Origin of the sequence: Psychrobacillus sp. FSL K6-2365 (genome assembly GCF_038003165.1) — a bacterium.
Lineage (GTDB): Bacteria > Bacillota > Bacilli > Bacillales_A > Planococcaceae > Psychrobacillus > Psychrobacillus psychrodurans.
The window spans coordinates 2,448,336-2,466,702 of the sequence record NZ_JBBOOO010000001.1 but is presented as its reverse complement, the minus strand read 5'-3'; the positions used below and the strand labels follow the sequence as shown (position 1 = coordinate 2,466,702).

Annotated in this window: 30 protein-coding genes; 29 read left to right on the top strand and 1 reads right to left on the bottom strand. The window is 36.7% G+C overall.

The window, feature by feature from the left end:
* Positions 1-42: 42 nt before the first annotated feature.
* The 18 genes from MKY29_RS12145 to MKY29_RS12060 all read left to right on the top strand — a co-directional run bounded on the left by MKY29_RS12145 (position 43) and on the right by MKY29_RS12060 (position 8,870).
* On the top strand, positions 43-294 hold the full coding sequence (locus MKY29_RS12145) for a hypothetical protein (RefSeq protein WP_340879936.1): 252 nt from the start codon (positions 43-45) through the stop codon (positions 292-294).
* Positions 281-1,075, top strand: a complete 795-nt coding sequence (locus tag MKY29_RS12140; RefSeq protein WP_340879935.1) for a hypothetical protein — start codon at positions 281-283, stop codon at positions 1,073-1,075. The genes MKY29_RS12145 and MKY29_RS12140 overlap by 14 nt, the downstream gene beginning before the upstream one ends.
* On the top strand, positions 1,072-1,371 hold the full coding sequence (locus tag MKY29_RS12135) for a hypothetical protein (protein WP_340879934.1): 300 nt from the start codon (positions 1,072-1,074) through the stop codon (positions 1,369-1,371). The genes MKY29_RS12140 and MKY29_RS12135 overlap by 4 nt, the downstream gene beginning before the upstream one ends.
* A gap of 143 nt (positions 1,372-1,514) precedes the next feature.
* Positions 1,515-1,820: a hypothetical protein gene (locus MKY29_RS12130; protein WP_340879933.1), complete on the top strand. Its 306-nt coding sequence runs from the start codon at positions 1,515-1,517 to the stop codon at positions 1,818-1,820.
* A 42-nt stretch (positions 1,821-1,862) separates the two neighbouring features.
* Entirely contained in the window at positions 1,863-2,024 is a 162-nt protein-coding gene (locus MKY29_RS12125) for a hypothetical protein (protein ID WP_340879932.1), read from the top strand.
* Positions 2,021-2,197: a hypothetical protein gene (locus MKY29_RS12120; protein WP_340879931.1), complete on the top strand. Its 177-nt coding sequence runs from the start codon at positions 2,021-2,023 to the stop codon at positions 2,195-2,197. The genes MKY29_RS12125 and MKY29_RS12120 overlap by 4 nt, the downstream gene beginning before the upstream one ends.
* Positions 2,194-2,364: a hypothetical protein gene (locus MKY29_RS12115; RefSeq protein WP_340879930.1), complete on the top strand. Its 171-nt coding sequence runs from the start codon at positions 2,194-2,196 to the stop codon at positions 2,362-2,364. Before MKY29_RS12120 ends, MKY29_RS12115 begins: the two co-directional genes overlap by 4 nt.
* Positions 2,365-2,373: 9 nt before the next feature.
* Positions 2,374-2,667: a nucleotide modification associated domain-containing protein gene (locus MKY29_RS12110; protein ID WP_340879929.1), complete on the top strand. Its 294-nt coding sequence runs from the start codon at positions 2,374-2,376 to the stop codon at positions 2,665-2,667.
* Positions 2,660-2,794: a hypothetical protein gene (locus MKY29_RS12105; protein WP_340879928.1), complete on the top strand. Its 135-nt coding sequence runs from the start codon at positions 2,660-2,662 to the stop codon at positions 2,792-2,794. The genes MKY29_RS12110 and MKY29_RS12105 overlap by 8 nt, the downstream gene beginning before the upstream one ends.
* A 19-nt stretch (positions 2,795-2,813) precedes the next feature.
* The gene (locus tag MKY29_RS12100; protein ID WP_340879927.1) at positions 2,814-5,198 is read left to right on the top strand and encodes a phage/plasmid primase, P4 family; all 2,385 of its coding nucleotides are present in this window, start codon (positions 2,814-2,816) and stop codon (positions 5,196-5,198) included.
* Between the two features lie 275 nt (positions 5,199-5,473).
* Complete coding sequence (locus MKY29_RS12095) at positions 5,474-5,902, top strand: hypothetical protein (RefSeq protein ID WP_340879926.1); 429 nt, start codon at positions 5,474-5,476, stop codon at positions 5,900-5,902.
* A 2-nt stretch (positions 5,903-5,904) separates the two neighbouring features.
* The gene (locus tag MKY29_RS12090; RefSeq protein WP_340879925.1) at positions 5,905-6,360 is read left to right on the top strand and encodes a YopX family protein; all 456 of its coding nucleotides are present in this window, start codon (positions 5,905-5,907) and stop codon (positions 6,358-6,360) included.
* Positions 6,357-6,524: a hypothetical protein gene (locus tag MKY29_RS12085; protein WP_340879924.1), complete on the top strand. Its 168-nt coding sequence runs from the start codon at positions 6,357-6,359 to the stop codon at positions 6,522-6,524. The genes MKY29_RS12090 and MKY29_RS12085 overlap by 4 nt, the downstream gene beginning before the upstream one ends.
* Positions 6,521-7,060, top strand: a complete 540-nt coding sequence (locus tag MKY29_RS12080; protein WP_340879923.1) for an ERCC4 domain-containing protein — start codon at positions 6,521-6,523, stop codon at positions 7,058-7,060. Before MKY29_RS12085 ends, MKY29_RS12080 begins: the two co-directional genes overlap by 4 nt.
* 13 nt (positions 7,061-7,073) lie before the next feature.
* Positions 7,074-7,454 (top strand): hypothetical protein, encoded by a 381-nt coding sequence (locus tag MKY29_RS12075; protein ID WP_340879922.1) that lies wholly within the window; start codon positions 7,074-7,076, stop codon positions 7,452-7,454.
* Positions 7,455-7,874 (top strand): transcriptional regulator, encoded by a 420-nt coding sequence (locus tag MKY29_RS12070; RefSeq protein WP_340879921.1) that lies wholly within the window; start codon positions 7,455-7,457, stop codon positions 7,872-7,874. It begins immediately after the preceding gene.
* On the top strand, positions 7,874-8,029 hold the full coding sequence (locus MKY29_RS12065) for a hypothetical protein (protein WP_340879920.1): 156 nt from the start codon (positions 7,874-7,876) through the stop codon (positions 8,027-8,029). Before MKY29_RS12070 ends, MKY29_RS12065 begins: the two co-directional genes overlap by 1 nt.
* A 664-nt stretch (positions 8,030-8,693) precedes the next feature.
* Positions 8,694-8,870: a hypothetical protein gene (locus MKY29_RS12060; protein WP_340879919.1), complete on the top strand. Its 177-nt coding sequence runs from the start codon at positions 8,694-8,696 to the stop codon at positions 8,868-8,870.
* 29 nt (positions 8,871-8,899) lie between these two features.
* On the opposite strand, the gene MKY29_RS12055 is transcribed toward MKY29_RS12060, so the two are convergent.
* Positions 8,900-9,424, bottom strand: a complete 525-nt coding sequence (locus tag MKY29_RS12055; protein ID WP_340879918.1) for a site-specific integrase — start codon at positions 9,422-9,424, stop codon at positions 8,900-8,902.
* A gap of 185 nt (positions 9,425-9,609) precedes the next feature.
* Between MKY29_RS12055 and MKY29_RS12050 the strand changes: the two genes are divergently transcribed.
* The 11 genes from MKY29_RS12050 to MKY29_RS12000 all read left to right on the top strand — a co-directional run bounded on the left by MKY29_RS12050 (position 9,610) and on the right by MKY29_RS12000 (position 18,331).
* Positions 9,610-9,795: a hypothetical protein gene (locus MKY29_RS12050; protein ID WP_340879917.1), complete on the top strand. Its 186-nt coding sequence runs from the start codon at positions 9,610-9,612 to the stop codon at positions 9,793-9,795.
* 5 nt (positions 9,796-9,800) lie between these two features.
* A complete protein-coding gene (locus MKY29_RS12045) occupies positions 9,801-11,072 on the top strand; it encodes a hypothetical protein (protein WP_340879916.1) in 1,272 nt (423 codons plus the stop codon).
* Positions 11,073-11,104: 32 nt separating this feature from the next.
* A complete protein-coding gene (locus tag MKY29_RS12040) occupies positions 11,105-11,359 on the top strand; it encodes a hypothetical protein (RefSeq protein WP_340879915.1) in 255 nt (84 codons plus the stop codon).
* Between the two features lie 38 nt (positions 11,360-11,397).
* Entirely contained in the window at positions 11,398-13,158 is a 1,761-nt protein-coding gene (locus MKY29_RS12035) for a hypothetical protein (protein ID WP_340879914.1), read from the top strand.
* Between the two features lie 13 nt (positions 13,159-13,171).
* Complete coding sequence (locus tag MKY29_RS12030; protein WP_340879913.1) at positions 13,172-13,432, top strand: hypothetical protein; 261 nt, start codon at positions 13,172-13,174, stop codon at positions 13,430-13,432.
* A 30-nt stretch (positions 13,433-13,462) separates the two neighbouring features.
* Positions 13,463-13,924 (top strand): phBC6A51 family helix-turn-helix protein, encoded by a 462-nt coding sequence (locus tag MKY29_RS12025; protein WP_340879912.1) that lies wholly within the window; start codon positions 13,463-13,465, stop codon positions 13,922-13,924.
* A complete protein-coding gene (locus MKY29_RS12020) occupies positions 13,925-15,445 on the top strand; it encodes a phage portal protein (protein ID WP_340879911.1) in 1,521 nt (506 codons plus the stop codon).
* 92 nt (positions 15,446-15,537) lie between these two features.
* Positions 15,538-15,882: a hypothetical protein gene (locus MKY29_RS12015; protein WP_340879910.1), complete on the top strand. Its 345-nt coding sequence runs from the start codon at positions 15,538-15,540 to the stop codon at positions 15,880-15,882.
* Between the two features lie 15 nt (positions 15,883-15,897).
* Positions 15,898-16,821, top strand: coding sequence for a phage minor capsid protein (locus tag MKY29_RS12010; RefSeq protein WP_340879909.1), 924 nt, complete (start codon positions 15,898-15,900; stop codon positions 16,819-16,821).
* Between the two features lie 90 nt (positions 16,822-16,911).
* The gene (locus MKY29_RS12005) at positions 16,912-17,505 is read left to right on the top strand and encodes a phage scaffolding protein (protein WP_340879908.1); all 594 of its coding nucleotides are present in this window, start codon (positions 16,912-16,914) and stop codon (positions 17,503-17,505) included.
* 13 nt (positions 17,506-17,518) lie between these two features.
* Positions 17,519-18,331 (top strand): N4-gp56 family major capsid protein, encoded by an 813-nt coding sequence (locus MKY29_RS12000; protein ID WP_340879907.1) that lies wholly within the window; start codon positions 17,519-17,521, stop codon positions 18,329-18,331.
* Positions 18,332-18,367: the final 36 nt, after the last annotated feature.

Sequence of the window (18,367 nt, the reverse complement as noted above, 5' to 3'; positions counted from 1 at the left end):
TGTATTAAGGAATAACAAACAAATATTAGGGGTGAATATCATATGAACGTTACCAAGAATGGAATACTTGTTGATTGCAAGCCTAGGGGGTTTAACGCTATTACCTTCCACAGAAATGAATATAACCCATACAAACATTTTGCCACTCTCTATCGTGTGGAAGATCATACACCTGTCTGGTTAGTAATGCCTTTCAAAAAGAAGGAAATCAACCAACTCAAACGTGAAGGTTGGAAGGTAATTGAAGTGTGGGAGCCTACGAAAAAGGGAGTGCGAAATTATGGCAAAAGTTAATGATGAAATAAGTATAGAAGAGCGTGATGAAGCTATCCTCCACATGTTCAATGCAGGTAAAAATGTAGAATTCATTTCAGATAAATTAGGTGTACCGGTAGGCATTGTGGTTGATATGCAAAAACAATGGATGAAAGGGGAACTATCCATGCCAGTTCAAGCGGATATATCGAAAGAGGAACGCAATGAATTAATTGTGTCGTATCGAAATGAAGGGATGAAATTAAAAAGTATTGCCGAAAAGCTGAACATTCCTTATCACATCGTGAATAACATCGTGCAGAAAAGTAAGAAGAAAGTAGTTAAAAAGCCTTTAAAAACACCAAAAGTTAAATCAATCAAACCGTTACGAGAAAAAGATATTGATATTAAACCTGTAGTAGTTGAAAAAGTGCCAAAACAAGCGATTGTAAAGCCTGTGGAAGAAGAGATGGTAAATACTTCACAAACCGGAGATAACGGCTTTAAAACGCAAATTTTAGACCTAAATAAACAACTTGATAGATTCAGAGAAAACGAGAAGAATATGCAACTGAAATTAATTGATCAAAAGCAATCTTATGAAAAAGTAATAAAACACTTTGAGGAATCATTAGCTGCTGAACGCGATGAAAAAGAAAAAGCATACGCTGATTATTTGGCAGAAGTCGAGAACAACAAACGATTTCGCAAACAAGTAGAGGATTTACTAATGGTAGATGGATTGAATGTGGGATTGATGCAACAAAATCTGATGTTTCGTGAACGATTTGGGATGTTGCAGGAGGGGGAACGGTTATGACTGATAAAGAACGTCTGAAAATTATAAGAGAAACACCGCACTATTTTACTTGTGATGTAATGCGAAAAGACTTTTTATACCTATTTAATCAAGCCGAGCAAATAGAAATAATTAAGGACACGGGCAGAAATTTTGAACAAGCTGCTTTAAATTATGCAGAAGAAAACAAAAAACTACGTGAAGCGTTAGACTTTTATGCAGCCGAAATATCATGGCGACCAGACGAAACAAATTACAGTGATATTCAAAAATATAGATGGGAAATCGCTAGAAAAGCATTGGAGGAAATCAAATGATCACTAACCTTAGCATTCTAGTAATCGCAATTGCGGTTTCTGTTAACAGTATTGCGCTTATAAAAGTATTGAAGCGTGTTAAACGATTGGAGAAGTAACTGTGTAGTTGACACAAAATGTGCAATATCGAAAGGAGTTAAACAATGGAATTATACCGAATAGAAAGAACAGATATTATGGGTTTTCGCATTAGCGAGGTATTCTTTACTGATTTAGATAAAGCTAGAGCCGAGTATGCAACGTTACTTATGCAATACCGTGGCAGAGAAGAATTAGTTAAACGTGGTGACGGAGAACATCTTTCAAAGCCAATAGTTAGAAGTGAATCTCTAAGAGAGAAGATCATCAAAGAACATATGATTGAGGTTTGGTATAAGTGTAGTTACGAGTATGACGAGTGGGATACAACAGTTGAACATCTAAGCATGGAAAAAATAAATGTAGCTTAAAGAACAGTTCGACCATACAACGAAATAAGAAAGGAACGCAAAATGAGAAAAATCCGAGAAAGTTCATTGTTTAGTGTAGAGGAACAAAAAATCATGCGTAAACATGGCATTACTTTGGAAAAAGCTAGAGCTCGATATAATAGCGGTAATTTTACGAAAGAAGAAGCTATCACAAAGCCTGTTAGAAAGTGGGTGGAGAAGTGAATAAACGTCAACACAAAAAGATAGCAACTTCGCTTGCAGCTAAGATTATCGCGAAAATAAAACAACCTAATATTTTTATAGGTATAACGAAACCAGAAATTAAGTTATGGAAAAATGAAGAACCTTTCATCAGGTACCTTGTAATTCAAACGGCTTTGGAGGACAACCAATGATACCAATCATCTACTTCGTAGCAGTAATAAAAGACGGCATCATGTACTGGCAAGACGACCGTCTATATCGTACTGAAGAAGGGGCTAGGAAACGCAAAGAAAAGTTACTTGCCAATCATCCAAAAGAGCTAACAATACTGTATGCGGATGAATTTAAGCAGATTTAGGAGGACATTATGACAAACCCAGACCATCAAATAGCAAAACAAATCCTAGACAATGTTTTCGATATGTACAAGCGTAAAAATGCTGATTACGGTAACAGTTTTGCTGAACAATATGGAAAGTATGGCGATTTATCATACATGATCCGTAAAGATGATAAGTCCAGACGTTTTGAACAATTATGTAAACAAGAAGCACAGGTTGTGAGTGAATCGAAAGAAGATACAGTAATGGATTCAATTGGCTATGACCTTCTGTGGTTGATTGAACAGGAGAAGTTGAAGCGAGCGGCTGTAAATGAGTAGAGAAGAACGTGAATATCTCATAAATTTACTAGTCATGTTCACGAATAAAACAGAATCATATTTCTTCCACATGGATGATGAGGAATTGGAAAGTGAATATGCGAGGGTTACGGAAGTCCGAACATAGCAAGACAAGGAGGGCAGACATGCAGAAAAATTACAACTTTAACGATATACCAGCAGAACTAAAAAATCTCTCTCAATGGATTGTGTGGAAGATGGAGACTCGAAGCGGTAAATCAACAAAAGTACCTTACCAAATTAACGGAGAAAACGCACAATCCAACAACAGGCGTACATGGTCAACCTTCCAGACGGCAGTAAAAGCATATTGGGACAAAGGATATGACGGAATTGGCTTCATGTTTAGTCGTCAAGATACGTATATCGGCATTGATATTGATAAGTGTGTTGTGGACGATATGCCAAATCAATTTGCGAGTGAAGTTATTGATTTAATGGATAGTTACACCGAATTTTCACCATCTGGTAAAGGTGTTCACATCATCGTGAAGGGTAATCTTCCACAGAATATACTAGGGACAGGTAAGAAATCTACTAAATATGGATTGGAAGTTTATTCATATGGAAGATACTTTACCTTTACTGGTAATCGTGAAAATAGCAATGATGTATTTGAACGAACAGACGAACTTGCAGAACTGTTTGAGAAATACTTCCCAGACGAACCGTCATTACCGTCCACAGATGATGTAGAGGACATTAAAAGTCAACATTTCTCTAACGATGAACTGTGGGAGAAAATGTTCAGAAGTGTTAGTGGCGACCAAATCAAATCAATGCATGATGGCAATTTAATTGATAACGACCATTCGTCCACAGATATAGCATTATGCAATCATCTCGCTTTCTGGACTGCTAAAAATTCCACACAAATGGATGCAATGTTCCGCGAAACAGGTCTTATGCGTGATAAATGGGACAAGGTTCATCATTCAAGTGGTGAAACATACGGAGAACGCACGATAAACATGGCTATTGCCGGCACATCTTCCACAATTCTTGATGGATTCGATGATGGTTATTCCATTTCCATATCACCTTCCACAGATGATGTATTCCAGGATAAACGTCGAACATTTATGTGTACCGAATTAGGAAATGCTGAACGTATCGCCAACGATTACGGTAATGTTATTCGACATGTGGGAGATGCAGGATGGTATGTGTGGGATGGCAAGCGATGGAAAGAAGATCGCAAACGTGAGATTGAAAAGATTACAGCCAAAGTACTACGCAAACTATTCAAAAGTGAAAATGAACATGAACAAAAATGGGCGAAACAATGCGAAAAGAGGGCGATCCGTATGAATAGCATTAAAGATATGATTCCACTTGTTCCAGCTGAACGTGAAGAGTTTGATAATCATCCATTCCTGTTCAATGTGTCGAATGGAGTTATTGATTTGAAGAGTGGGGATTTATTGCAGCACGACCGCAACTACATGATTACCAAAATATCAAATGTCGAGTATGACAAGAATGCAAAATGTCCAGAGTGGGAGAAATTCCTTGAAAGTATATTCAAAACACCTTCTGGTGAAACAGATCATGAAGTAATTGATTTTATGCAACGAGTAATTGGACATTCCATGACAGGTGATATATCCGAACAGTTAATGTTCTTCCTGTTTGGTAGTGGTAGAAATGGTAAGTCTACATTCATAAATACTATTCAAAAACTACTAGGTGACTATGGCCGTCAAACTAACAGTGAAACGTTCATTAAGAAGAACAATGATGGTGGAATTAACAATGACATTGCTAGATTAGTAGGTTCACGATTTGTGAGTGCCATTGAGAGTGAAGAAGGGCAACAATTGAGTGAATCCCTAGTAAAACAAATAACAGGTGGAGAACGCATATCTGCACGATTCCTAAGACAAGAGTTTTTCGAGTTCACACCAGAGTTTAAAGTGTTCTTTACAACCAACCACAAACCAATCATAAAAGGTATTGATGAAGGTATTTGGAGACGTATTAAGCTGATTCCGTTCAGTGTGACTATACCAAAACATGAAATTGATAAGAAATTACCAGAAAAACTAACGTTTGAAGCCGCAGGAATCCTTAACTGGATGATTGAGGGGTGCTTGAAGTGGCAGAAGTTGGGGTTGAATAATCCTTCCACAATTTTAGCAGCAACTGATGGATATCGAGGTGAAATGGACATTATCGAACCGTTCATTTTTGATACCTGTCTAGTCAATCCACTAGCAAAAGTGGAAGCGAAAACACTCTTTTCTGTGTATGAAAAATGGTGTGTGGAAAATGGTGAATTCGCATTAAAAAACAGAACATTTTATCGTCTGTTGGAGACGCGAGGATTCAAAAAAGAACGCGGAACGGCTAATAAAACATTTGTCATGGGTATCAGATTGAATGACGAAACAGGGAAATACTACCAAATGGGAGTTACTGAATATGATGAAAAGTTACCTAAAAAAGTTGAAAAAGGTGCTTCAGTAACTAACAATTTTGATTCAGTAACTCCATACAAATTGCTTTGAGACTTAGAGCCATATGGCTTTCTTATTATTATATTTATTAATAGTTATTTAAGTTACTTAGTTTCCCTATAACCAAAAATAATAAAATATATAAATATATATACTATTATATTCCGTCATAGGGAAAATTGGTAACTGAAAGTAACTCGTTAACTTTTATGGTGGTTGAAGTGTTGGTATTACTCACTTTTCAAGAGTTACTGAATGAACCCTTTAGTAACTTTCGTAAATTTTAGCTAACTATTTTCATTTTTAAGTAATTCGGAGGTGTTTGGGTGCATCCAGCGAAAATTATCGAAGAAATTGCCACTTATTCTGCTGAAATAAAAATGACAAATGAAGGGTTAATTTTAACAAATCATGATAACGTTCCGAATGAATTTGTGGAATTGATCCAGGAGTTCAAACCGAGGTTGATAGATTATTTGAATGGTGACTATTCCAAATCACAATATGCTATCGACATAACCATAAATAAAGCATTATTGCATTGGTGTGATAAAGAAACAAACGAGTCCATTCATCTGTGGATGACCAATGTTCCAGATGTGTGTGATTTGCTTTATGATTTGACCTCTGAATTAGCAGAGAATGGATGGAATGATATTAATAATGCTTATTATTCGTATGAAACAGAACGGTCTAAAAAATTAGCAGATGAATTATATAAAAGCGCAGTAGCATTTGCAAAGAAAGGGGCATGACGATGAGAGAGGTTAAGTTTAGAGGTAGAAGAATAAACGATGGTGAATGGGTTTACGGGTTTCCTCACACTATTGATACAGTCGATGAAGGTTATACAGGTCGAGCTATTCAAACTCATTTTTTAAGTGGAAGACCAATTTCATATCAAATTGACAAAGAAACATTAAGTGAGTTCACAGGCTTAAAAGATAAAAACGGAACAGAAATTTTTGAGGGAGATATTGTTCTAGTTGAAAACTTTGTGGTAGAAACGATAAAACCTTTTAAAGCAGTAATTGAATGGGATAAAACAAGGTTTGCTCTAAACGAATTAGGTAGTTTAAACATTTCTAATTATCCTGCTATTACACCTAATGGAGTATTTGGACCATTTAATAACTTATCAGATTTCGGGCAATCATTTGAAGTTATAGGAAACATATACGAGCATCCAGAACTGTTAGGTGATTCACAATGAAAGCTTTAATAGAAATTGAAATCACAGGAGATTTTGAAGAACCGCTTACGAATGATAGCGTTATTGATATTTTAAACTTTGTTATTTGTGAAGGTGCAGAATCTGGGAACTTAGATGGCAGTTACAAAATCATTCGAGTGTATAAAGAAGGTGATTCCAATTGATTCACTACCATTACACAGAAACAGAAATTAATAAGATTCTCAAGACATTAACTATTGTGGTGGATACAAGGGAAAACAAAAACCAACACATCCTAGACTATTTACGCAAAAAGGACATACCTATCAAAAACAAAACATTAAAGACTGGTGATTATTCAGCTTACATTCCTAAAAATGAAGAATTAGGCATCACACGCGATTTGTACCTTAATGGGTGCTTAGAGCGTAAGAACAGTATTGATGAACTAACAGGCAACTTAGGTAAAGATAAGCGCTCAGCGTTCGAAAATGAGCTAATAAGGGCATCACAGAATCCATTTGTACTTATTGTGGAGGATAAGGATGGTTACGAGAAAATTTTAAAAGGTGATTATCGCAGTCAGTATGATCCAAAAGCGTTGTTAGGCAGTCTCAAAACTTTCGAAATACGCTATCGATTCAGCATGGTTTATATAGACAAGCTATGCACAGGGAATTATATATATCACCATTTTTATTACATGGCCAAGGAATATTTGAAAAAAGGGATGTTATGAGGGGTGAGTGTGGATGGAAATACTGAGAGAACGCAAAAGAGCAATATACAAAGCTTTGATTAGAGAATATGGTAAACCAGACTCTTACGATATGTATGGAGAATTTATAAACTATCCTAAACCGAGATGTTCAATATGTGGCTCATTTATAAGGGACTATAGCGAATGGTCAGACACTGGTTATGAGATTAGGGAATGTTTGAACGGTTGCTTTAGTCATACAGTTTATTCAATGACACACGTTTTGGAAACTAAAGGTTTTAGTTATCGTGGAGTGTGGACTAAAAAAGTGGAAGATGACTTTGAAACGCAAATTGATAAAAACGCTAAAAGCACAAAGAAAAACATGAAATTGTTCTGGAAGAAAAAGAAGTCGCAAAAAGGGGTGAAATGAATGACCACACTAACAAGAATAGATATTCAAAAAATAGAAGAGTATTGGATGAATCACGAAGCGAATAAAAAGCAGCTAAAGTTTCGGGAATGGGAATTGTTAAATCCGCATAAAGAAACAGAAGTAGATACTGGCATATCTGGTGGGGGCATATCGAACACTACACAACAAAAGGCATTTCTTCTTGTGGAGGATAAGTTGTATCAGAATTTGAAGCATATCATAAATGTGATTGATGGCATGTATCATGAATTGGACACTGAAACAAAAACCATTGTGGAAATGCGTTATCGAGATAAAGAAGGTAATTGTTATGAGTGGGAGGAGATCGCGGATAAGTTATTTCTAAGCAGAAGTAAGGTATTGCGTAAACGTAACATGTTGATTGATGAGACGGCTAAACGGATTGGGTGGGTGTAATGGATAATACAGGGAAGGTTGTAAAAAGTGGAATAAGTATCGGCTCAGCATTAGCTATCACAATTTCATGGAGCATTAATAAATCAATATTATGGGCGACAATACATGGTTTATTGAGTTGGTTTTATGTGATTTACTATGCGATTCAAAAGTGAACTTCTTAACACTAGCGAAGTTCACAACATAACCTGTTAATGTAATATCATGGGTTACTTGGTAATTAACTCATGTGATATTTCCCCTTCGCAAGAACACCTAGGCTTAGAGTTTGCTACTTCGTTAGTAATCTGGCTTGGGTGTTTTTATTATGAGTGATATTCAATTAGTTAAAGAAGAACAGACGATAGATGAATGGTTGGGATTATTGTATATGCGTTCAATTATCTGAGTTAACCTGAGTTAATAAAATGAGAATGTCCTGTGGTCGACACCATCTACTGCACACTTCCAGAGCGAATACACCTGTCAAACTCAGGGGGTCAATGTATGAATGACTACCATCTTTATGCAGTATCTTATACATTCAAACTTACATACAACTTTATAACAATCGCACAATGACAACGTTTAAAGGTGATGTATAAAAGAATGCATAAGCTGATTTATATAGCGACTTAATATCCCTAGTGTTTTCAAGGGAAAACTTCAATCAATAATGTAACAGAACAGGATTGTGTTACATTTTGTATACAGTGTTATGCATGGGAATGGGTGAATAAAAGTTGGGAAAGTTTTTACCCCCAAGCCTATCGTTTCAAAAAGCCTACAACTGCCCAAAAAAATTACGCAGTAAAATTTCTAACTCAGGGAGTCGATATCATGAAACACATTAAAAGAATAATGGTTGCATTACTAACATTCATACTGGCTACTGCGCTAATGCTTTCGGCATTTGCTACATTCCCAAATATGAATGACATTACTGTTTATATTGTAATAGGTATTTATCTAGTAGTTTCTCAAATTGGATTTGATCTAGCCAAACAAAAAGGCTAAGCAACCATAACAGTCGCCTAACCTTACATTTATAAGTTTACATTAATGTATACATCGTCAATTTGTTCAGATTCAATCCCAATATACCGTAAAGTCTCTTTCTGACTACTATGATTCAACACTCGCATCAATAACGCTAAGTCAGTGCCATTCATGTATGCGTGATAGGCAAATGTTTTACGTAGGGTATGTGTTCCAAATGCAATAGTCAATCCAACACGTTTAGCAGCATCGTTTAATATGCGCCATGCTTGAACGCGACTTATCGGTTTGTCACCTTTCTGTGAAGTAAATAAATAACCTGTGGGCGGTGCTAATTCAGCAATCGCTTTTTTTAATGCATCGTTTATACGAATGTTTTTAAACTTTTTTGTTTTTATCTCATAAAGGGAAAGATGATCGCCAGTAAAGTCTTCACGTTTTAAATTGAGGATGTCACTAATACGAAGGCTAGTATTAATACCCACAATAAATAGCAATAAATTACGTCCAGACAATGCTTTTTTCATCAATTCGATATCCGTTTTATTCTTAATCGGTTGGACTTCATTCATGATTGATTCCTCCGTTCGATAATCTCGTTATGTTACATTTATTATAAGGTATTAATAATACCAATGTCAATTTATATATTGAAAACTGCTTACGAACCGTCGACAAACTCGAGTGACGACACCTCAACCTAGGGCGCTGAATCGTGGCAGTTTTGAGTATATAAAATAGAAAAGGGTGAATACGCATGAACGAAACTACCATAACAATGCCATTAAGAGAATATGAACGTATGAAAAAAGAAGCTAAAGATTATCACGTAAGCAATTTTATCAAAACAGACTATTCAGATTTTGTTAAAAACGAATATACAGTAGTTCCTAACCAAGAAGCCGTTGAAAGATATTTCGGTAAACAATTAACGCTCAAATAAAAGAAGTGTCCACATCATCATCTGTGGAAGATAACACAAATATAAGCAACAAAGGGGAAAGAGTAATGGAGAAGCATGACAAATGGTTATCTGGAGAACATGAGTATCTTCTCCAACTTATCAAGGAGTACCCGGAAAGTAGAAATCAGTTTTATGCAGATAAATTAACGGAGAAGTTTGGATTTCTATTTACTGATACGGCTGTTCGATTCTATATAGCAAGAAAAATTAAACAAACAATGCAATCGCTCGCACCAACTATTCCGAGTTATGGCGAGAAGCATGAAATCAACAAAGATGGTTCGCAATCATCGGATAAATTGATTGCCATGACGGAGAATGATACGAAAAGTGTAGATTTCCTGTTACAAGCACATGGTTTTGATTTAAACGAATGGGAATTAGTAAGTGCGAGAAATAACATTTGGAATACAAACGATAAGGATAACGGAATTCAAACGTTATATTCATCAAAAATAACAGTCAAACCAAAATTGACCGGTATGGATTGGGACAGGCTTCTTTCTGTGGTTGAAAATGCGCCATCTGTGTTTGTAAAACCTAAATATATACCTGGGAACGAACATTATCTAAACATTCCATTGTTTGATATGCATTTTGGGATAAGTGATTATAACCATTACAAACCAACACAAGCGAAAGTATTGAATTTGTTGAAGAAGTCATACAAAGAAACTTTGTTTATCATCGGTAGCGACCTATTCCACCACAACGACCATCGAAACCGTACTGCATCTGGTCGTGAAATCGAACATGCTGATATGTCAGTAGCATGGGAAGAAGCAGTTAAGTTTTACGAGCCAATATTACATGAAGCATTGAAGTGTTCGGAAAAGGTTACTGGAATTTTTATTAAGGGTAATCATTCTGAAAGTTTGGAATGGGCATTCACTAAATACCTATCAGCACGTTTTCCACAAATAACATTTGATACGGATTTTAAAGAACGTAAAGTCCACATGCTTGGAAATGTCATGGTTGCTGCAACCCATGGTGACAAAGCTAGAAAACGATTGAACGAAGTGTTCCCAGCTGAATTTCCTTTGGAATGGAGCAGAGCCAAAACAAGAGAGTTGTTTATTGGTCATTTACATACGGAGGAAGTTATTGATAAAGGTGGTATGGTTCAACGTGCGTTAAGTACACGTAATAAAACGGATTCATGGCATGAAAATATGGGATATACAACAAGTCATAAACGATTCCAAGTGTTTGAATATAGTCGTGATGAGATTGAGAATATTCATTTTGTGTGATTAATTAGTTGAACTATTAAGGGGATGAGTATATGACAGATAACGAGTTAGAAAGAGCTAACAAACTCAAATTAGAAATAAAAGAGTTGGAAAGCTTCCTTTTTTCTGCTGAGAGAGTGTGGACGGGAAAAATAGTAAAACAAACATCAAAATTTCTAATAAAGTCAAATCCTTATGGAGTTTTTAACGAAGCAGAATACAACATGAATACGGAAATGAAAAACAAAGTATTAGACGTGTTGAAAGAACGATTAACTGATTTAAAAAATCAATTAAAATCTATCTAACTAATTTAACATCTTAATCAGAAAGGAGATACCCATACATGGCATACGTAGCTGATAATTGGCTAGACCGTACGGAACGAACGGTAAGAATCAACCTCATCACCAATCGTTTGAAAAAACTAGTCACATTGCATAAAAATGGTCGTGCATCAGATTACCATTACGACATGATAGAAAATGACAAGCATGAACTGATACGACTAAAACGTATTCATCGTGCAGAACAAGACGTTGCGTATTTCACGTATGCGTATCTCAGTGATAAAGATAATCCGAATAACGATGACAATATTATTCGTCATGCACCAGACGGAACACAACACGATCCGTTTGAAAAACTAGCTCCCATACATCGGGAGTTTTTTGATTTATGCGATTTTGTAAATCATGTGAAGCGAGATGCAAGGTTAGGGATAGCAGCGGCACGTGGTCATAATAAGTCGGGTACGTTTTCAAACGCATTTCCACTTCATCAATTAGTGTTTAGAAAACGTAAATATATTCTTGTCGTTACAGAAACAGATACATTATCAAAAAAATTAGTTGGTTGGGTAAACAAACAACTTAAATTTAATGACTTACTTCGTCAAGATTTCGGCGAATTACTACATGAAAAACAATCAATGAATGAAAAAGATAACGAAGAAGTGTTTATCACATCTGAAAACTCTATTGTGGAAGCTTCATCATCTGGTAAACGACTTCGTGGATCTCGTCATGGGGCATTACGTCCAGACCTGGTAATTATAGATGATGCCAGTTCGCAACATAACGAAAATACAAAAGAAGCACGCGAAAAAATGCTTCATTGGTTCAATACTGAAGTTGTGCCATTAGGAGCGCGAGGAACAGCGATTGTATTAGTTGGAACAATGGTATCAGCCACAGGGTTACTTAACCATGTACTTAAACGTAAGGACTTTAAAGCCAGTTTTCATGGAGCGGTTAATTCAGAACCTACTCATCCAGAATTGTGGGAGAAATATTGCGAGACTTATGCGAAATCCGAAGAGATGGATGAAGTAGATGAGTTCTATGAAGCTAACAAAGAAAAACTAGAAGATGGTGTGGAAGTTGCGTGGCCATGGCGGTGGTCTTACAGACAATTAATGCATGAAAAAGTGAATATGGGTACACGCGCATATAACTCCGAGTATCGAAATCTAGCATTTTCCGAAGATGAACAGTTCTTCTTCCCAGATGCTTATGCGAAATACCATTATCGTATTGAAAATGATAAAACGTTTGTGCAGTATGAGGATTTACTCATTCCTGTGGACGAACTCACCATCAGCGGTTTTTGGGATATTGCATTGGGCAAAAATTCACGTTCTTGTTATAACGCAGTAATTACAGTCGGTAAACACGAACCAACAGGCTTGATGTTCATTCTGGACGAGTATGCAAGTAAAGAACCGGCACACGTCTACATCGACATTATTGTGAAAAAGATTCGCCAATTCAAACATCATGTATTTTCGGTTGAGACGATTAATGCCCAACATGAATTTTATCGCCAATTACTAGAAGCAGTGAGGATTGCTGGATTGTCCACCACGCGAATTAATGACGTGCGTAGTTATAAGTCATCGAAAGAACAGCGTATGGAATCATTAGAGCCACTCTTCCACAATAAAACACTGATATTAAATGAACGTCATAAAATATTGCTTGACCAACTAGCACAATATCCATTTGGCGATTATGTCGATAGTATCGATGCTTTACAGGGCGCAGTGGAAAATGTGTTTAGAAGAAAGCCTAGAATTATTGAAAAACCGGATTTTATGTATGCGTGAGGAGTGTAAAATTATGATTCTAGCAAAGAAAAGATGTTCAAACTGTAAAGAAGTTAACGAAGTAACATGGATTCCGAACGATATGTTGAATGAGTCATTTAATTGTCCTGTTTGCAATAAAGGAATAGTGAATTACTCGTCCGATTCTGAGAAATTCAAGAATTCTAAGTTGATAGTTATACAAGCTATAAATGAATCCATATCAAGGGGAGAAATACCATTTGATATAGGTAATCGAGCAATTCAAACAATTACAGAGTTACCAAATGTATAAAAAACATCCATCGAAAGGCGGTGAGAGGAAATGGCATTACACCCCAAGCAAACGAAACAAATGAAAGAGTTAGAAGCAAAGATTGGTCCGTTGAGAGTTAAAGGCGCTTACATGTTACTTGCTTTAGAACTAAGGGAAACTGCAGAAGGCGGCCCGACTACAGTAGCTCAAGTGGCCGAAGAATTAAAAGTTTCGACAGTTACTTTATGGAATTGGAAGAATAACAGAGACTTCATCACCTACAAAAATCTCATCGCTGATACTTTTTTGGAAGAAAAACGAGCGATCGTAAATCAAAAATTAATGTCATTAATTGATAGTTCACAACCATCAGTAAAAGCAATCGACTTATATTTCCGTCGATTCGGATTATTAACAGAACGTCAAATTGTCGAACAGGTTGAATCACAAGATGTAAATACAAGTAACGAAAAGATTGAAGAATCAATGGCTGAAATTGATGAGTTATTAGAAAAAAAGGAGGGGGAATAATTGAGCTTATTTTATCCAGGTGCAACCTTCCCCCCAGAGGACCATCTTGAACGTTTGGCAAAGTATTACAAAATGAAATCTTACTTTGATGGTCAACACAAACAGGTATATGACCGCATGGCTGATTTGTTAAGACGTTCGCCACAGTATGATCAATTAGAAAAACTGTACATCGCTATTAACCTACCTTACATTTTGACATTAAAGCCTGCTGATTTATTAGTTGGTGATAGACCGACATATGTAAGTGGCGAACCAGATGATACGAAAGAACAAAAGTTATTAAATGAGATTGTGGAAGAAAACGACCTCAACACACTCATTTATGAAAGTGCAGTAGGCGGTGGGTATCGTGGGGACAGTTTTTTATTGGTTCGTTATGGCAATCGTCATGATAATTCAGAGTTGAAGAAATATAGACTAAAAGAAATCGGTAAATCCCAAGCAATCATCGAACATGCTGCAGCTGATACTGTTTTTCCAGAATCATCTGATGGGAATATTAAAAAGATAAAAGCGTATAACGTCACTTCAATAGTGTGGGTGAAAACGGAGAAGAAAGAAATTCCATACCTAAATGTTGCGAAACATATACCTGGTTACATCATCTACGAACGTTATCGAATGGATGAGATACCGGAAGTTGGAGTTAATTCACAATATGGTTATCCAATTACGACATATAAGATTGTCGAAAAAGTTGATACAGGTCGTGGTGAAGGTAAGGATATAGTCAAAACAGGCGCAACATATCCATTGGTCTTCCACATTCCTTATTCATCTGTGGACGATAATTGGCAAGGTAAAGGATTTGTCGAAACTGTAGAACATGCCGTTCAAGCATTAGAAGATAGACTTACACAATTAGATTATATCTTACTCAAACATAGTGACCCTGTTATGTATGGGCCAGAATTACAACCTAATCCTGGTCAACCACAAGGGGTGACAGTTGGCGGTAAATACATTCCATTACGTAAAGAAGATGCCACACCAGGAGCAATTACATGGGATGGTAAGTTGGAAGCAGTATTCAAGGAAATTGATTATCTCATCAGCTACATTTTCCAAATGTCCGAAACACCTCAATGGTTGTTTGGTACAACTATTAGTGGGGGAGGGAATGCAGGCGGTAGTGGTACAAGCCATTCAGATGGAGCAGCTATTAAAGCTAGGTTCATGCCTATCTTATCTAAGGTGAAACGTATTCGTAATGGATATGATAAAGCTATTCGTGATGCAATATGGGCATGTTTTGAGTTAGAAAAGAAACATGGCAGTTATACTGGCAAAAACATTTATCCGAAAATCCATTGGAAAGATGGAATTCCGAAGAATGAAAAAGAAGAAGCTGAAATTATGGCTATTCGTACAGGTGATAAACCTACCATTGACCAAAGGACAGCAATCAAACGTATGGATGAATTAGATGATATGCAAGCAGATGATATCTTGAGTAATATTTCTGTGGATGATAAGCGTAATCAGCCTGTAGACCCTAATGTATTTAATTTGGAGTAGTTTTTCTAAACGGTGATATACCGAGAAGGGAAATGGTGATCTTCTATCTGTGAGCTATCACTTAAATAGCAATAAGAAGGGAGCAAATACACATGAGTAAATTAAAAGTAAATGATATCCCATACAGTCAAGAAATAATTGATTATATAAATGCTATTCTCGATATTAAATTAGATAATAAGATTAGATATAGATTCAGATTCAACGCACGCGATATCCGTCATATGACTTTTCAACTACTAAGACAGGATTCTTTTGCAAAAGCTGACTCTTGGTCAAGTATTCACCTAGATTACGACACGGCTCAAAACCTGGTACAACAACTTTGTAACAGATATGGTTTTGATTGGAAGCGAATAATATCTTTTGAAATTGACCTAGATATTAATTCAGTTCCTATCTTTGATTTAAGTGTGTATCCTATTTTCGAAAAGTAAAAGTGAGGTGCAATCATGACAATCAGAGAAGTACCAACACCAAACTTTGAAGATGATATTACTAAACTGGTAAGCGAGTATGAGAAAGCATTAGGCAATATCCAAAAAGAATTAGACAATCTATTTCTTTCTGATTTCCAACGGGCTCAATTTCTAACCACACAAGCCAACATCGAATCAATCATACTTCAACTAAATAATGAAATAACTGCATGGTCTTCCACGGCGATGACCAAAGCAGTTTCCGAGGGAATAGCATCTACGCTATTCTCTTTATTTTTGGCTGAAAGCATGGCAGAAGCACGAAAGATTGTGCAGTTTTCCGAGTTAAACGACTTGCTTATTCGTTCGATTGTAGCCGATACCCAAACAGACTTACTTAACACCACGAATAACGTATCTAGGAAGGTCAGAAACGCTATTCAAAAGGGAACAGGAAGAGTTATGAGGGAAAACGTTACAAGAGGTATAAACGGTACGCAAACGTTAAAACGGGACTTACAGAAACAATGGCGAAAAGATATTGGCGATGCACTCGACACAGGTCTTATTGATTCAGCAGGGCGAGTGTGGAAGCCATCAACTTATGCTGAAACAGTAGCACGAACAAAAATGCTAAATGCCCATATCGATTCAACCACAAATGAAGCATTAGAACGTGGCGCACAATATGGAATTATTTCCACACATAATGCAATTGATGCCTGTCGTTTCCATGAAGGACGAATTGTGAAGTTAGATCCTAACGCTGAAGGTGACTACCCCACTGTGGAAGAATTGCGGTCAACTTTACAAATATTCCATCCTAGATGTAGGCATGTGGTTTCGCCCATGAAAAATTTAGATATGATGTCGGATTCACGCAGACAAAAAGCAGATAGCCAAGGGGAACTTGGTAAACGTGCTATTAGTGTGGGCGGTAGGAATCCGAAGATTTAAACCTCGTCTTTTTAGTCATTATTGCAGACGTAAAACAACAAATACGACTAACTCTATCGTGTCGCACACGTTAAAAACGTAGGAGGATATATGAATAAAGAACAATTAATCGAATTAGGTTTAACAGAAGAGCAGGCAGATAAAGTGGTAACAGGATTTGGTGCAATGGTTCCGAAAGCTAGACTTGATGAAAAAATCAAAGAAGCAAAAGAATATAAAGACCAAGTTGCTGAACGTGATACGCAATTAACTGACTTGCAAAGTAAAGCTGCAGGTAATGAATCACTGCAAACCGAAATTACTAGATTGCAAAATGCTAACAAAGATGCACAAACGAAATATGAAAATGATTTAAAAGACATCAAACTTTCTGCAGCTATTAAACTAGCACTTAACGGAAATGTTCAAGATGTTGATATTGTTTCTAACTTGCTTGACAAGTCGAAGGTTGAACTGAATGAAGATGGAACTGTCAAAGACGGTTTAGAAAGTCAAATCAGTTCATTAAAAGAAGCAAAACCATTCTTATTTGTGGACGCAAATACAGAAATCGGTGATTCTTCTAATCCAGGCGGTCAAGACAAGGCTCTTACCCAGGAACAATTTAGCAAGATGAATTATCTGGAACGAGTACAGTTATACGAAAAGAACCCCGGGTTGTATACACAACTCAATACAAAATAGGAGAGTGACTTAAATGCCACAAACAAAATTAGCGAATTTAATCAATCCACAAGTACTAAAAGATATGATCTCAGCAGAACTACCAAATGCAATTCGATTTGCCCCACTTGCTCGTGTGGACAACACACTAGTAGGACAAGCAGGTAATACAGTAACGGTTCCACGCTTCGAATACATCGGAGATGCAGAAGATGTTGCTGAGGGTGTGGCAATGGGAACAACTACTCTTACAACTTCTACTCAACAAGCTACTGTTAAAAAAGCAGGTAAAGCAGTTGAACTTACAGATGAAGCTGTTTTGTCTGGTTTTGGAGATCCGGTTGGAGAAGCTAAAAAACAATTAGTAATGTCAATTGCGAATAAAGTAGATAATGATGCGCTGGTTTCACTTGCAACAACAACCCTAATTCACACGACTGCAGCTGCAGGTAAACTAGACGTCGCAACAGTAGAAGCTGCACAAGCTGTCTTTGATGACGAAGATGATACTCAAATGGTGTTGATTGCTAACCCTAAAGATGCAGCTGTTCTTCGTAATAGCGCAGGTGGTAACTGGACTCGTGCTTCTGATTTAGGTGATAGAGTTTTGGTTTCCGGTGCATACGGTGAAGTATTAGGCGCTGAGGTTATTCGTTCTCGTAAAGTTAGTGAAGGAACTGCTTATTTAGTAAAAGCAGGCGCACTTGCAATTTACATGAAACGTCAAGTGGCAGTAGAAACTGATCGTGATATTCTCGCTTCCACAACAGTTATCAAAGCCGATGAACATTACGGAACAGTACTGGAAGATGAATCTAAAGCAGTAAAAATTGTAATCACTGCATAATAAAAACTAATCGAGAGGGCTTATGCCTTCTCATTT